Genomic DNA, 15,092 nt, shown 5'->3' with positions numbered 1-15,092 from the left:
CGGCACGGGCTGTTCCCCGTCGGGGACAGCGGTTGTCGTGGGGGGAAGGCGATCGTCCGATGTCCGAAGCTTCAGGGACCAGTCCGCTCGGAGGCCGCCGCCTTCTGGTGGTGTCGACCAACTACGCACCGGAGCTCACCGGCATAGGCCCCTACGCGACCCAACTGGCCGAGCACTGGGCCGCGTCCGGCGCCCGCGTCCGGGCCCTCACCGGCCTGCCGCACTACCCGTCCTGGCAGGTGGAGGAGGGTTACCGGGGCGTCTGGCGGACGGTCGAGATACGCGGCGGCGTCGGCGTGCACCGGCGCCGGCACTACGTGCCGCCCCGTCAGACCGCCCTGAGGCGCGCCGCGTTCGAGGCGAGCGTCCTGGCGACCGGGCTGTTCGCCCCGCCGCCGGGCCGGCCCGACGCCGTGGTCTCCCAGATGCCCAGCCTCGCCGGGGGCGTCATCGGGGCCCGTATCGCCCGCCGCCACCGCGTCCCCCACATACCCGTCGTCCAGGACCTGATGGGCGCCGCCGCGGCGCAGAGCGGCATCCGGGGCGGCGGCAGGGCCGCGGCCGTCGCCGCGGCGGCCGAACGGTACGCCCTGCGCGGGGCCGCCCTCGTCGGCGTCATCCACGAGAGCTTCGTCCCCGGCGTCCGGGCGCTCGGCGTCGACCCCGGCCGCATCCGGATCGTCCCCAACTGGACCCATGTGCAGGCCCCCACCGCCGACCGGGCCGCGACCCGGGCCCGGCTCGGCTGGGCCGAGTCCACCCCGGTGATCCTGCACTCCGGCAACATGGGCCTCAAACAGGGGCTGGAGGTCCTGGTGGACGCCGCCCGCCTCGCCCCCGACGTCCGCGTCGTCCTGATGGGCGGCGGCAACCAGCGCGACGCCCTGCGCGCCCGCGCCGAACGGCTGCCCAACGTGGACTTCCTGGAGCCCGCCGGGGCCGAGGAGTTCACCGACGTCCTCGCCGCCGCCGACGTCCTCGCGGTCACCCAGCGCGCCTCGGTCCTCGATATGAGCGTCCCCTCCAAGCTCACCTCCTACTTCACCTCCGCACGTCCCGTGATCGCCTCCGTCGCCGACGAGGGCGGCACCGCCGACGAGGTCCGCCGCTCGAGGGCCGGCCTCCTCGTCGCCCCCGAGGACCCCGCCGCCCTGCTCGAAGCCGTGCGGAAGCTGGCCGCCGACCCGGCGGCCGCCGACGCCCTCGGAGCCGAGGGCCCCCGCTACGTCGCCCGCCACCTGAGCCGGGAGGCGGGGCTCGCCCGCTTCGACGCCCTGCTCGACGAGGTCCTGCCGGACACCCGAGGGAGCCACCGCCGATGACCACGCAGCACCGCGCCCCGGACGAGCAGGACGAACCGGCGCTCCTGCGCGACCAGTTCCGCCAACTCCTGCGCTACCGCTCGCTGCTGGCCGCCGGCGTCGTCATCGGCCTGCTCGGCGGCGGCTACCTCGCCCTCGGCGGCGAGGACACCTACACGGCCACCGGCGAGGTGCTCGTACGCTCCGCGATCTCCGACCCCTTCGCCGCCGGCGCCACCGCCGACAAGGGCATCAACATCGGCTCCGAACGCCAGACCGCCGTCAGCGACACCGTCGGCACCCTGGCCGCCGGAACCCTCCTCAAGACGGGCGACGACGTCACCGCCCAGGAGCTCCTCACCGGCCTCCAGGTCACCAACCCGCCCAACACCCTCACCCTCCGCTTCTCCTACACCGCCGCCACCCCCGAGCAGGCCCGCGCCCGCGCCGAAGCCCTCGCGGGCGCCTACCTGACCCACCGCAAGGCGCGCACCGAGGAGAGCATCCAGAACATGTCCGACGGCTACCGGGCCCAGCTCGGTCCGCTGGAGGAGAAACGCGACCTGCTGGAGAAGCAGACCGGCGCCGGCGCGGCCGACGACGTCACCAGCGCCCGCGCCAACATCATCGTCTCCATCTCCGAGCTGAGCCGGAAGATCTCCGAACTCAAGGCCCTGGACACCACCCCCGGTTACCTCAACAAGAAGCCCGTCGCCCCCACCTCGCCCACCGGGCCGGGGCTGCTCCTGCTCCTCGGCCTCGGGGGGGTCGTCGGCCTCGCCCTCGGACTGCTGCTCTCCTGGGTGCGCCTCGTCTTCGACCCCGCCGTACGCTCCACCCGCGAGCTCGTCCACTCCCTCGGCGCGCCGCTGCTCGGCACCCTGCCCCGCGAACGCACCGCCGCCGCCGGCCTGCTCGCCATCGGCCGCGGCAGCTCCCGGCTGGCCGAGGAGTACCGGGCCGTCGCCTTCCGGCTCGCCTACGACCCGTCGTTCGCCGAGCGCCGCCGGCTCCTGGTCACCGCGCCGCGCGGCGACAACGCTGCCGCCGCCGCCGCTGCCGCCAACCTGGCCGCCGCCTTCGCCGAGATGGGCCGCGACGTCCTGCTCGTCGAGGCCGATCTGCGCACCCCCTCCCTCGCCCGCGACCTGGGCAAGTCCGCCCACGAGATGCGTCCGCCGCGCTGGGCCGCCGAGGAGGGCGACCGCACCTGGCCCAACGGCGGCCGCATCAACGTGGACGTGCCGGGCTCCGGGGCCTTCGCCCTGGTCCCCGGCACCACCGCCGACAACGTCCCGCGCGCCCTGACCTCCCCGCCGGTCGGCCGCATCGTCGCGGAGGCCGACCGGCCGGGCGTCGTCGTCATCGTCCTCGCCCCGCCCGTCCTCTCCTACGCGGACGCGGTCGCCCTGGTCGACCGGGTGGAAGGCGTCATGATCGTCTGCGACCCGCGCGAGGTGCACCGCAGCGACCTGGAACGCATCCGCGAGATCATCGGCGCCTCCGGCGGCTCCGTCCTCGGCGCGCTGCTCCACCCGAGCCGGGGACGCCTGCGCCGGACCGAGCGCCGGACCGCCTCCGCCCGCCGCCGCTCCGGAGGCGGGGGCGGAGCCCCGGCGGTCGAGGCGGACGGGCCCGAGCTGACCGGCGACCCCACCGAAACCCTCGGCCTGCGCGCCTTCACCCAGCCGGCCGCGCGCCGGTGAGAGCCCGCACCGCCGTCCTCTGCTCGGTCGCCGACCAGGGGGTGGCGGCGCTCACCAACATCCTGGTGCTGGTGGCCGCCGCCCGCCTGACCACCGTCTCCGACTTCGCCCGGTTCTCCGCCGTCTACCTGGTCTTCACGGTGTTCCTCGGCGCCTCGGGGGCGTACACCGGGCAGCCGTTGGTCCTCCGGCGCGGCGCGGGGGAGGAGGCGCGGAGCGCGTGCCGTTCCGCCGTCGCCTTCACCGTCCTCGCGGCGGCGGCCCTCGGCGCGCCCCTCGCGGCGGTCTGCGCCCTCCTCCCCGGCGGCACGGCAGGGGGCCTGGCGATGCTCGGCCTCGTCCTCCCCGTGGTGCTGGGACAGGACGCCGTGCGGTACGCCTTCTCCACCCTCCAGCTGCCCCACCTCGCCCTGCTCTCCGACCTGTTGCGGCTGGCCGGGGCGGTCGCGGCGCTCTCCGCGCAGACGTACGGGGCGTCCCCGGCGCGCCTGATCGCCGTCTGGGGCCTGTCCGCCCTGCCCGCTCTCCTGCTGTCCGCCGCCCTCCTCCACCGGGCCACCCCGGGGGCTGGCGTCCAGCTGCGCCCGATGCTGCGGCGCGGCCACCTCGGGCAGCGCTTCACCGTCGAGTTCGGTGTGGGCAACGCGACCGGCCAGCTCTCCGTCCTCGGCCTCGGCGCGGTCGGCACCCCGCTCCTGATCGGCGCGCTGCGCGGGGCCACCACCCTGTTCGGCCCGCTCAACGTGCTCTACACCTCGGCGACCTCCTTCGGCCCCCCGCTGCTCGGCCGCATCGGCGACGAACGCCGCCGGGTCCGCGCCACCGCCGCCCTCGCCGCCGTCCTCGCGACGACCGCCGCGCTCTGGGCCACCGTGCTCGCCCTGCTGCCCGACACGGCGGGCCGCCGGCTCCTCGGCGACACCTGGCCCGCCGCCGCCGCCCTGCTCCCCGCCACCGGCAGCCAGTACGCCGCGATGGCGGTCGGCACCTGCGGCCTGCTCGCCCTGCGCATGCTCGACCCGCGCACCACCCTCGCCCTCCAGGTCGTCTTCTCCCTCACCGCCGTGGCGTTCCTCGCGGGCGGCTACCTCGTCGGCGGCATCCCGGGCGCGGCCTGGGGCCTGTTCCTGGGCTCGCTCTGCAAGGCGGCGGCCACCTGGACCAGGGTGGCCCGGCTGCGGCGCCGCGGGCCGGACCCGGCGGACGCCGTCAGCGCCGCCGCTTCACCCGCTGCTCCCTGAACGTGCTGAGCAGCAGCAGGCACAGCGCCGCGATGGCCAGCTTCCCCGCCGCCTGGAGCAGCGGGCCGCGCAGCAGGATGAAGGTGTACCCGGCGATCAACGGCGCGGCGATGGCCAGCACGCTGCCCGGACCGGGGCCGGCCCGGGTGACGGCGAGCGCGTACCGGCGGTCGGTGCGGGCCGCCGCGTAACCGATCAGCGCCATGCCGCCGACCATGCCGGCCGCGCCCGCGTCGACCCAGAACTCGGTCCACAGCGGGGCGGAGAGATTGGTCATCCGCAGCCCCATCCACTGACCGACCCGGACCCCGGTGTCCTCCGGCTTCCCGCTCCACACCGCACGCGGCACGAAGAACAGGGCGGAGCCCGTCAGTTGGCGGCCGTAAGTGTGGTCCCGGGTGTCGACCCACGAGATGGTGTTGGCGAACATCACCATCTGGTCGTAGTCCTTGGTCACCAGCGGCTCGAAGACCGAGGCCGACTGCGCGGGCCGCTGCCCGCCCTCGTCGTACCGGAACTTGTCCGCGTACGGGAACACCACCAGCGCCCCCACCACCCCCGTCGCCAGCACCGTGCGGTAGACCGCCGCGCTGCTCGGGAGCGCGGTGAACACGAACGCCAGCAGCACCGTCAGGAACCAGTAACGGGCATTGGATATGGGGTTGTTCACCACGAGGTTCAACACCGCCAGCGCCACCCACGCCAGCACCGTGGACGGGGCGCGCCGGGCCCGGCGGGAGGTCGCCAGACGGCGGGTGTAGAAGAGCAGCGCCAGCAGCGCCGGGACCTGGCCGAAGCCCTTGAGGAACGCCGAGCCGACGTTGGACCCCTCGGCGACCACACCGCTCGCCGCGACGGTCTCGTTGATCTCCTGCCGGCTGGAGAAGAAGACCGCGGGGCCGCCCAGCTTCAGGACGTAGAACGCGCTTGCCGTGAAAGCCAGCAGCACCAGCAGCCGCAGCCGCACGGGATGGGCCACGGCCGGTCCCCAGCTCCGCGCCGAGGGCCTGCGGCGGCGCAGCGGGCGCCGGGAGGCCAGCAGCGCCCCCAGGTCATAGGCGGCGCATCCCACCAGGACCATCGCGATGGCCGTGATCAGGTCCTGGCGCGGCCCCACCATCGGCGTCGGGGTCTGGCCGATCACCACCTGGGCGAACGGGGCCACGCCCATCGCGATGTACACGAACATCCAGAAGACGCCCTGGAGCAGCCGCCGCCGGGTCGACAGGATCATCGTCGCCAGCCGGGCCCCCGCATAGCAGGTCAGCACCAGTTGGAGCCAGTACGCGGTGTCCCGCACCCCGGTGCCGGGCTGGGCGGCGATCACGGCGGGCAGGAAGCAGACCAGTCCCAGGATGAGCGGGACCGCCACCGCCCGGGACAGCATCGCCCAGGCGATCGGCCGCGCGGGCGTCCCGTCGGCCTTCCCGGGGGCCCTTCCCGCCGCCTTCTCCCGCGTCGGCGGGTGCGCCGATGTGTGCACCGACGTCATGCGCCCCCCCGGATCAGTGAACCGCTGCACACTCTAACGAATCGGCCCACGTGAGGAGGGCCGATGACTACGCTGTGCATACATAGCCGTAGTTGAGGGGAACTCTGGTGAAAATCCTGCACGTTGTCACGCTCCATACTCCGGACCACGCCTTCGGCGGTCCGACCCGCGTGGCGTTCAACCTCTCCAAGGTCCAGCGTGCCAACGGCGACGACGCCCGCGTCATGGCGCTCGGCGACGGCTTTCCGGGCGGCGAACTGCCCAGCAGCGTCGAGGGGGTTCCGGTCCACCTCTTCCAGGCCCGGCACCTGCTCCCGATGTTCGAGGTCAGCGGGATCACCTCGGCGTCCCTGCTGCGTACCGCGTACCGCATGATGCGCGGCGCCGACCTCGTCCATGTCCACCTGATGCGCGATCTGGTGACCCTCCCGGCGGCGCTCCTCGCCCTCGCGACCCGTACGCCCCTGGTCGTCCAGACCCACGGCATGATCGACCCCACCGAGAAGAAGGCCGCCCAGCTCACCGACCTCCTCGGGGTGCGCAAGGTGCTGCGCGAGGCGGACGCCGTCCTGCACCTCACCGAGATGGAACGGCTCGACGTGAACGCCGTCGCCGCCCCCGTCCCGCTGACCCGCACCGTACGGCTGGTCAACGGCGTCCGCCCGCAGGAGCGCAAGCCCGCCCGCGGCCCCGGCCGGCCGCCCACCGTGCTCTACCTCGCCCGCGTCCAGAAGCGCAAGCGGCCCGAGGACTTCGTCGCCGCGATGCCGCACGTCCTCGCCCGCCACCCCGACGCCCGCTTCGTCCTGGCCGGCCCGGACACCGGCGCGCTGGAGGGCACCCTCGCGCTCGCCCGGAAGCTGGGGGTCACCGGCTCCCTGGACCATGTGGGGCCGCTGGAGCACGAGGAGGTCCTCGCCGCCGGGCGCGAGGCCGATGTGTACGTGCTGCCCGCCATCGAGGAGCCCTTCCCGGTCTCGGTGCTGGAGGCGATGTCGGTCGGTACCCCCGTCGTCATCACCCGCACCTGCGGGCAGGCCCCCGACGTCGCCGGGGCCGGGGCGGGACGGGTCGTCGACAGCCGGGTCGGCGAGGACGCGGCCAACGCCCGCAAGGTCGCCGACGCGATTCTGGAGCTGCTGGAGCCCGAGGCCGCCGAGCAGGCGGGCAAGGCCGCCTGGGAGCTGGTGAACGGGCAGTTCACCATCGAGGCCGTCACCGCCACCCTCCGGCAGACCTACGAGGACGTGGTCCGCCGGAGGCGGGGGTGAGCGGCGCGGCCGTCAACGCAGCGGCTTCTCTCGGGACTTGAGGGCGATCTGCCAGCGGTAGAAGCTCATCGCCAGCGCGAAGTCGAAGCCCGCCCGGCCGTCCAGGAAGCCCCGCTTGTAGAGGTACATGTAGGCGAAGGACACCACCGGCTTGAACGGCGCCTTGTGGAACAACTGCCCCTGGCGGGACTTGACCTGGCGCACCTGCTCCTTGACCTGGGGGTGGTGCTCCAGCCACGCCTCCCAGTCCGAGTAGCGGTTGTGCCGCTCGAACCAGGCGGTCACCGGGTCGAGGTCCTGGTGCTCGATGGGATGGCTGAACGTGCCCACGCTCGGCGCGACCGGCTGGTAGTGGCCCTCGACCTCCCCGATGCCCGGCGCGTCCAGGTCCCCGACCTCCGGGTAGTGGCAGCGGGTCCGGTCGGTCAACGACCGCTTGCGAATGGTGTATCCGTGCCGCAGCCGCTTCCCGGAGAACCAGTAGCCGAGCGGTATGTCGTACGCGGCCGGCTTCGGGGCCGCCGGATCGCGGAACGCCTGCCGCAGCTCGGCCAGCAGCCCGGGGCTGAGCCGCTCGTCGCCGTCCAGGAGCAGGATCCAGTCCAGGTCGGTGCGGACGTTCTCCAGGCACCACTGCTTCTTGCGCGGATGCCCCCCGTCCCAGGTGTAGGAGACCACCTCGGCCCCGCACTCCTCGGCGATCTTGACCGTGTCGTCGGTGCTGTGGGAGTCCACCACCACGACCGCCTCGAAGTGGCCGAGCACCGATTTCACCGCCTCCGCGATGTTCAGCCCCTCGTTCTTCGTGGGGATCGCCACGGCTATCGGGAGCTTCGGCGTACCTGCAGTCATCCCCGGTCTCCTTCGGGCAGCCAGGCGTAGCAGCCTGTGGAGGTGAACGTACGGGCGGACTTCGGGATCGTGATCTTCCGGGGCTTCCCGGTGGCGGAGGTGTCGGCGGCCAGCTCCTTGCCGCCCGCCCCGGCGATCCGCCAGGAGCAGTCGGCGGTGGGGGAGACGGAGCGGTAGACGCCCGGCCGGAGCTTCTTCCCGGTGTGCGTGCCGTCCGGGTAGGCGTACGCCGCCTCGTCCACCAGGTCCTGGTGCTGGGGGCAGAGGCCGGCGACCGCGCCCGCGGCGTCCGGGATCTCCTCGGTGGCGACGGCCCCGACGGCGGTGTCCCGGTCGGCCTTGACCAGGTAGCGGAGCTTGTCGCAGGTCTCCTGGCCGGTCTGGAGGACGGCGGCCGGGTCCATGCCCTTCGGCACGCGGTCCGCCAGGTACTCCTTCTGCTTTTTCGTGAAGGTGCCGGTGGCCGGGGTGATCGCGTCGGGCGGGGTCTTGGGGCCCTCGGCGCGGGGGGCGGGCCGCTCGGCCCCCTGGCCCCCCTCGCCGGCGTCGCCGGTCCCGGCGGAGGGCGGAGCGGATGCGGTGGGCGCGCCGGGGACGGCGGGCCCGGAGGCCGCGGGGCGCTGGGCGCCCGCGGCCTCCGGACCGTTCCCGTCCGCGGACGAGCCGCAGGCGGCCAGCGCCGCCGCCGTCAGGACGACGGCGGCGCAGGCCGGGAACGGATTCCTCATGAGATCAGCCGTTCCTCAGTGCGTAGTGCGCGCTGACCTGGGAAGCGCTCAGCGTGGTCGGGTAGACGGCGGTCTCGTCGATCTGCCCCTCGAAGAAGTTGCTGGCCGGACGGGTCGGCCAACCGGAGAGGTTGTCCCCGCCGACCCGCCAGTAGCCGGGCTGGTTATCGCTGCCGGAGACCAGGATGTTCGACGCCCGGGCCTGCCCGTCGACGTACAGCGTCATCCCCTGCCCCAGGGGCCCCTGGGTGGCGACGACGTGGTGCCACTGGCCGTCGTTGTAGGCGCCCGAGGTGGTGACGGTGCGGGCCCCGCCGCTCTGGACGCCGAACACGAGCCGCCCGTCGTTGCGCATGTAGACGTGCTTGTCGTGACGGGTGCTGTTCTGCTGGGTGTGGTTCCCGAAGCCGATGATCTTCCCGCCCCGGGTGGTGGTGGTCCTGATCCAGGTCTCCACCGAGAACCGGGAGGGTGCGGCGTGCAGCCGGTTGCTGAACGCGTACTCGTCGCTCCCGTTGAAGCCGATCGCCGTGGAGGGCCCGGCGACCGCCGCCGGGGTCTGCCGGTAGGCGGGGCCGCCCCGCAGGAAGCCGTTGTTCAGGTTGCCGCTGCTGTCGTGCGCGAACGTGGACGCGCCCTCGTCGTAGCGCCAGTAGAGGCTCGCCCCGTCGGACCTGACACGGGCCGGGTACGCCTCCGTCGAACTCGCCACGGTGGCGGACTGGGCCGGGGACTTGGCGCTGGTGTTGGGCCCATCGCTCGCGGTGATCCGGTACGAGTGGGTCTCGCCCGGCGCGACGTCGGTGTCCGTCCAGGTCAGCTGGGGCCGGTCCCAGAAGACCGAGTAGGCGGTCGTCGTGTGGACCGGGGTGCTGGAGCCGTCCTTGTAGATCCGGTAGGTCAGCTCCCCGTCGTCGGTGTCGAAGCTGGTCTGCCAGTTCACCTCGATCCGCCCCGGCGTCAGGGTGGACAGGCTGACGTTGGGCACCCAGGGCTCGCCCGTGTCGGGGCCGTCCGCGAACCGGGTCAGCCCCTGCTGCCGCTTGCCGTTGACCGTGGTGAACTCGCCGCCCACCCACAGGTAGTCGCGGCCGCCACCGCTCACCGTGGTCAGCACGCGGGGGCCGACCGGCTCGCCGATGCCGTCGTTGGTGTCCGGGAACCAGGGCAGCAGCTTCGGGTCGCTCACCGACTGGGCCAGCAGGTGCTTGCGCGGCTGGTCCGGGAAGGCTCCCATGCTGGCGCAGTCGTGGGCGTGGCTGCCGCTGTAGAGCACCCCGGAGTGGACGGCGACGGCCTGGGTCGCGCCGAGGCAGGTGTCGCGCCAGCGCTGCTCGAAGTCGCTCAGGTTCAGGGCGATGCGTCCGTCGAACACCCCGCCGCCGGTGCCCTCGTTGCCTGTGTAGAACCCGGTGGCGTCCGTGGTGATGTCCTGGACCGTGGAGTTGTTGTGGATGAACCCCGGGTAGGACTTGACCAGCTGCCCGGTGGTGGCGTCGACCACGGCCAGGGCGTGGGTGGTGGTGCCGTTGATCCGGAAGAAGTCCCCGCCGAGCAGCACGTGCCGTCCGTCCGGGGTGACCTCCACAGCCCGTGCGACCTCGTCGGCGTCGGCCGTGAAGGGCAGCAGGGAGGCTCCGGTGGTGACGGCGGCGAAACTGTTCCTGGTCTGCCCGCCGACGCTGGTGAAGTCGCCGCCCAGGTAGACGGTGTCGTCGGTGACGGCGAGCGCCCGCACGGTCGCGCTCACGGAGATCTTGAAGTCGTTCCGCGGGGTGCAGGTGTCGGTGTCGATCGCCGCGATGTTGCTGACGCCGATCCCGTTGACCGCTCCGAACCGGCCGCCCGCGTAAAGGGTTCCGCCGTCCGGGGAGAGAGCCAGGGCGCGGACGGTGGCGGTTCCCGAGGAGACGGTGAAGGAGAGCGAGCAGTCGGTGGGGGCCCCGGTCGCCGTGTCGAACGCGGCGAAGTTCACCGCGGGCTGTTCGTCGGAGCCGGGGGCCGCGGCGGGGGGCCGCAGGGTGGAGAAGGTGCCGCCCGCGTAGACGACGCCGTCGCCGGCCGCCATCGACCAGACGATGCCGTTGGTCTGCCAGGTGGTGAGGTCGTCCGCGGTGATGGCGACCGGTGGTGTCAGCGCCGCCGCCGGAGGGGCCCCCACCGCGGTCGCGGTCAGGGCTCCGGCCAGCAGGCCGAGAGCGAGGGAAGCGGCGCGTACACGGCCGCGTCCTCCGCTTCTCTGCCCCGTACTTCCGTTCATCATTCAGCTCCGAGGTGAGATGCGAGCTGCGGCCGGGAGGCCGCGGATGCTGCCCCGCCCGGCCGGGGGGGGGGGGGGGGGGCCCCCCCCCCCCCCGCCCGCGGCGAGTGGGTGGAGGGGGCCGGGGCCCCGCCCGTGGCCGGCGCGGAGAGCTCCACCGAGCGGTCGGTGGAGTCGGCGGTCGCGCCGGTGATCTTCCCGGATCCGGGCGCGGGAAGCGCCGGCCGGGCGTCGTGGGCGGCCGCAGGCCCCGTCGGGGCGGCGGCCGGGTGTTCCCGGGGGTGCGGGTAAGGGCAGCGGGGGCCGGTGGCGGAGCCGGCCGCCGGGGGCCCGGGGCCCCCGGCGCCGGGGCCCGGTCACCGGTCCACCCGGACGGCGGCCCCGGAGAGCTGGTCCTCCAGGCGGCGGATGTCGGCGTCCACCATGATCCGGGCCAGCTCCCGCGACTTCACCTCGGGCTTCCAGCCCAGCAGCTCCTCGGCCTTGGAGGCGTCGCCGATCAACGCGTCGACCTCGCTGGGGCGTTCGTACTTCGGGTCGTACCGCACGTGCTCGGCCCAGTCCAGCCCGGCGTGCTCGAAGGCGAACTCCAGGAACTGCCGGACGCTGACGCCCTCCCCGGTGGCGACCACGTAGTCGTCGGGGGTGTCGCACTGGAGCATCCGCCACATGGCGTCCACGTACTCCGGCGCGTACCCCCAGTCCCGGACCGCGTCCAGGTTGCCCAGGTGGAGCCGGTCCTGGAGCCCCGCCTTGATCCGGGCGACGGCCCGGGTGATCTTCCGGGTCACGAAGGTCTCACCGCGGCGCGGCGACTCGTGGTTGAAGAGGATGCCGTTGACCGCGAACATGTCGTACGCCTCGCGGTAGTTGACCGTGGCCCAGTAGGCGTAGACCTTCGCCACGCTGTACGGGCTGCGCGGGTGGAACGGCGTCTTCTCGTTCTGCGGGGGCGGGCTGGCCCCGAACATCTCGGAGGACGACGCCTGGTAGATCCGGGTGTGGACGCCGCTGGCCCGCACCGCCTCCAGGAGCCGGACGGTGCCGAGCCCCGTGACGTCGCCGGTGTACAGCGGGGCGTCGAAGGAGACCCGCACATGCGACTGCGCGCCCAGGTTGTAGACCTCGTCGGGCTGGATGTCCCGCAGCAGGTTCACCAGCGCCACACCGTCGGACAGGTCCGCGTGGTGCAGGACGAAGGAGCGCTCCGGCTCCTCGGGGCCCTGGTAGATGTGGTCGATCCGCTCGGTGTTGAAGCTTGAGGAACGGCGTATGAGCCCGTGCACCGTGTAGCCCTTGTCGAGCAACAACTCGGCCAGATACGAACCGTCCTGGCCGGTCACCCCGGTGATGAGCGCGGTCTTCGCCACGGTCCCCCCTCTCTGCTGATCGCCTCGGCGGCGATGTTCCCCGTTATTTCGGAATTGGAATGTTCTGCGGCAAAATGTCACCGCAGTCCCTTTCTGCTGGCACAATCCGAGCCATGACGACCGAACTCCCCGCCCCGCCCCAGGAATCCGCCCGCCCCCTACTGCGTCCCGGCTCCCGCATATTCGTCGCGGGCCACCGCGGTCTGGTCGGTTCCGCGCTGGCCCGCCGCCTCGCCGACGACGGCCACGAGGTGGTCACCCGCGGCCGCGACCTCCTCGATCTGCGCGACGCCGCGCGGACCGGGGCGTATCTCAAGGAGGTCCGCCCGGATGTCGTGGTGCTGGCCGCCGCCAAGGTGGGCGGGATCATGGCCAACAGCACCTGGCCGGTGCAGTTCCTGGAGGACAACCTGCGCATCCAGCTCAGCGTGATCGCCGGGGCGCACGCGGCCGGGACCGAGCGGCTGCTCTTCCTCGGCTCGTCGTGCATCTACCCCCGGCTCGCGCCCCAGCCGATCCGGGAGGACGCCCTCCTCACCGGGGAGCTGGAGCCCACCAACGAGGCGTACGCCCTCGCCAAGATCGCCGGAATCGTCCAGATCCAGTCCTACCGGCGGCAGTACGGCGCCTCCTACATCAGTGCCATGCCCACCAATCTCTACGGGCCCGGCGACAACTTCGACCTGGAGACCTCGCACGTCCTGCCCGCCCTGATCCGCCGCTTCCACGAGGCGCGCCGGGACGGGGCCCCCGAGGTGACCCTGTGGGGCTCCGGCTCCCCGCGCCGCGAGTTCCTGCACGTGGACGACCTCGCCGCGGCCTGCGTACGCCTGCTGGAGGTGTACGACGGCGACGAGCCCGTCAACATCGGCTGCGGCGAAGACCTCTCGATCCGCGAACTCGCCGAAACGGTACAGGAGGTGACGGGGTACCAGGGGAAGATCGCCTGGGATGTATCGAAGCCGGACGGGACGCCCCGCAAGCTGCTCGACACCACCCGCCTCACCTCCCTCGGCTTCACGCCGCGGATCCCGCTGCGCGACGGCATCGCCCGGACCTACGCCTGGTGGCTCGACCGGCTCCCGCAGGGGAGTTGACCGTCGGCCGCCGTGAGGGGCCTCGCGGCGGCGCCCCGGTGGTGCTCCTCGCATCCGCACGCCCGCCGCTCTCAGTACGCCCCGCGGCCGTCGGCGACGGCGCGCACGGTGCGGGCGAGGAGTCCCAGGTCGGCGGCGACCGACCAGTTGTCGACGTACCAGAGGTCCAGCGAGACGGTCTCCTGCCAGGACAGGTCGGAGCGGCCGCTCACCTGCCACAGCCCCGTCAGCCCCGGCTTCACGGCGAGTCGGCGGTGCTCCCGTTCGTCGTAGCGCGCCGCCTCCTCCGGCAGCGGCGGGCGCGGCCCCACCAGCGACATGTGACCCAGCAGCACATTGACCAGCTGGGGGAGTTCGTCGATCGACGTGCGCCGCAGCACCCGTCCGACCGGTGTCACCCGGGGGTCGCGGCGCATTTTGAACAGCGGGCCGTCGACCTCGTTGGCCACGGCGAGCCGCGCCTTGAGCTGTTCCGCGTCCGTCACCATCGTGCGGAACTTCCACATGGTGAACGGCCGGTTGTGCCGCCCCTGCCGGACCTGCCGGTGGAAGACCGGACCCCGCGAGGACAGCCGTATGCCCAGCGCCACCGCCAGGAGCAGCGGAGCCAGCGCCAGCAGCCCGACCAGGGCCCCCGTGCGGTCCAGCACGTTCTTCACCACCGCTTGCGGGCCCCTGCGCAGGGGCGGTGCTATGTGCAGCAGGGTGAGCCCGGCCGCGGTGACGGGACGCACCCGCTCGGCCGCCACGCCGGACAGCTCCGAGACCACGGAGAGGGCGACGCCCCCGTCGTGCAGCCCCCAGCCGAGCCGACGCAGCCGGTCCCCGGTCATGCGGGGCCCCGGGGCCACCAGCACCAGGTCCGCCGCATGGGCGTAGACCCCGCCGAGCACCGTCGTGACGTCGTCGTCGGCCGGGCGGGACGCCAGCCGCCCCGGCACCTGCACCCCGTCCAGCTCCAGCGGTCCGGGGCCCACCGGTACGGCGGCGACCAGCCGGTAGTCGTGGTCCGTACGGGAGGCGAGCAACTCGGCGGCCCGGACCACGCAGGACACCTCGCCCACCAGCAGCACCCTGCGGGCCCGGCGGCCCCGGCGTGCGGAGCGGGGCCAGGCGCGCAGCCCCGTCGCCGCGGTGGCGACGAGCAGCCCCGGCGCGACGGCCACGACGGCCGCGGCCGGGTTGACCGGGCTGCCCGCGGCGGTGTGCAGTACGGCCAGCAGCCCGATCAGGACGAGCCAGTCGCCGAGCGCGCCGACCGCGCCCCCGGTTTCGGCCCCCGGCCCCGCCGCGTACCGCCCCCGGGCCGCGCGCAGCCCGGCCCACAGCACCCCCGCCGCCGCGGCGGCGACCACCGGGCGCGGTTCGCCGCCCGCCCGCAGCACCAGCCAGGCCGGCCCGGCCAGCCCCAGCAGCTCCGTCAGCGGGGCGAGCGCCGGGCCGGGCGCTCGCCTGCGCCGGACCGGAGCACGGCCCGCCCCCGTGCGCCGGGCCGTCGGAGCCCTGAACTGCCGCTCCAGCGCGGCTGTCGTACGGTTCCGGGAAGCGGCGGTCCGGGGGCGCGGCGCGCCCCGGAGCCCCACCGGCCCGGCCAGGTCGGTATCAGGTATCTCGACATGCCCCATGGACCCCCCAGTCACAGTCGCACCCCCCAAACGCGACGCATCCGCCGATCCCGTGGACTGACGGATGCACCCTCGCTCGGTGCACGATATCCACACACGTGCCATTTCGCTGGAGTTCCCGTGAAGTTCAGGCGGCCCGGCTCGTTCTT

The 15,092-nt window shown here is 73.5% G+C and carries 11 protein-coding genes; 5 read left to right on the top strand and 6 right to left on the bottom strand.

Annotation, left to right across the window (positions count from 1 at the left end):
- Positions 1 to 59: 59 nt before the first annotated feature.
- Genes ACH4K1_RS06460 through ACH4K1_RS06450 form a run of 3 tightly spaced genes read left to right on the top strand, consistent with a single transcriptional unit; the run spans position 60 to position 4,248 of the window.
- Positions 60 to 1,322, top strand: coding sequence for a glycosyltransferase (locus ACH4K1_RS06460; protein ID WP_398087196.1), 1,263 nt, complete (start codon positions 60 to 62; stop codon positions 1,320 to 1,322).
- Positions 1,319 to 3,007: a lipopolysaccharide biosynthesis protein gene (locus ACH4K1_RS06455; RefSeq protein ID WP_398087194.1), complete on the top strand. Its 1,689-nt coding sequence runs from the start codon at positions 1,319 to 1,321 to the stop codon at positions 3,005 to 3,007. The genes ACH4K1_RS06460 and ACH4K1_RS06455 overlap by 4 nt, the downstream gene beginning before the upstream one ends.
- Positions 3,004 to 4,248: a hypothetical protein gene (locus ACH4K1_RS06450; protein WP_398087193.1), complete on the top strand. Its 1,245-nt coding sequence runs from the start codon at positions 3,004 to 3,006 to the stop codon at positions 4,246 to 4,248. The genes ACH4K1_RS06455 and ACH4K1_RS06450 overlap by 4 nt, the downstream gene beginning before the upstream one ends.
- Here ACH4K1_RS06450 and ACH4K1_RS06445 read toward each other — a convergent pair.
- Positions 4,217 to 5,740, bottom strand: coding sequence for a hypothetical protein (locus tag ACH4K1_RS06445; RefSeq protein WP_398087192.1), 1,524 nt, complete (start codon positions 5,738 to 5,740; stop codon positions 4,217 to 4,219). The two genes, ACH4K1_RS06450 and ACH4K1_RS06445, sit on opposite strands and share 32 nt — an antisense overlap.
- Positions 5,741 to 5,847: 107 nt before the next feature.
- Between ACH4K1_RS06445 and ACH4K1_RS06440 the strand changes: the two genes are divergently transcribed.
- The gene (locus ACH4K1_RS06440) at positions 5,848 to 7,011 is read left to right on the top strand and encodes a glycosyltransferase (protein ID WP_398087190.1); all 1,164 of its coding nucleotides are present in this window, start codon (positions 5,848 to 5,850) and stop codon (positions 7,009 to 7,011) included.
- A gap of 12 nt (positions 7,012 to 7,023) precedes the next feature.
- Here the strand turns inward: ACH4K1_RS06440 and ACH4K1_RS06435 are convergent, their stop codons facing one another.
- From ACH4K1_RS06435 to gmd, 4 genes are all read right to left on the bottom strand, one after another.
- Entirely contained in the window at positions 7,024 to 7,863 is an 840-nt protein-coding gene (locus ACH4K1_RS06435; RefSeq protein WP_398087188.1) for a glycosyltransferase family 2 protein, read from the bottom strand.
- Positions 7,860 to 8,591, bottom strand: coding sequence for a hypothetical protein (locus ACH4K1_RS06430; protein WP_398087186.1), 732 nt, complete (start codon positions 8,589 to 8,591; stop codon positions 7,860 to 7,862). The genes ACH4K1_RS06435 and ACH4K1_RS06430 overlap by 4 nt, the downstream gene beginning before the upstream one ends.
- 4 nt (positions 8,592 to 8,595) lie before the next feature.
- Positions 8,596 to 10,854 (bottom strand): LamG-like jellyroll fold domain-containing protein, encoded by a 2,259-nt coding sequence (locus ACH4K1_RS06425; protein ID WP_398087184.1) that lies wholly within the window; start codon positions 10,852 to 10,854, stop codon positions 8,596 to 8,598.
- Positions 10,855 to 11,207: 353 nt separating this feature from the next.
- The gene (gmd, locus tag ACH4K1_RS06420) at positions 11,208 to 12,221 is read right to left on the bottom strand and encodes a GDP-mannose 4,6-dehydratase (protein ID WP_228988814.1); all 1,014 of its coding nucleotides are present in this window, start codon (positions 12,219 to 12,221) and stop codon (positions 11,208 to 11,210) included.
- 113 nt (positions 12,222 to 12,334) lie between these two features.
- Here gmd and ACH4K1_RS06415 point away from each other — a divergent pair, with 113 nt between their 5' ends.
- On the top strand, positions 12,335 to 13,318 hold the full coding sequence (locus ACH4K1_RS06415) for a GDP-L-fucose synthase family protein (RefSeq protein WP_398087183.1): 984 nt from the start codon (positions 12,335 to 12,337) through the stop codon (positions 13,316 to 13,318).
- Positions 13,319 to 13,389: 71 nt separating this feature from the next.
- Here ACH4K1_RS06415 and ACH4K1_RS06410 read toward each other — a convergent pair whose 3' ends face one another.
- A complete protein-coding gene (locus ACH4K1_RS06410) occupies positions 13,390 to 14,943 on the bottom strand; it encodes an exopolysaccharide biosynthesis polyprenyl glycosylphosphotransferase (RefSeq protein WP_398087182.1) in 1,554 nt (517 codons plus the stop codon).
- Positions 14,944 to 15,092 lie beyond the last annotated feature (149 nt).

The sequence above is a fragment of the Streptomyces sp. NPDC017448 genome (assembly GCF_044330565.1).
In the GTDB taxonomy this organism is placed as follows: domain Bacteria; phylum Actinomycetota; class Actinomycetes; order Streptomycetales; family Streptomycetaceae; genus Streptomyces.
Note: the sequence above shows the minus strand (reverse complement) of the source record. Positions and strands in the feature narration are given on the sequence as shown.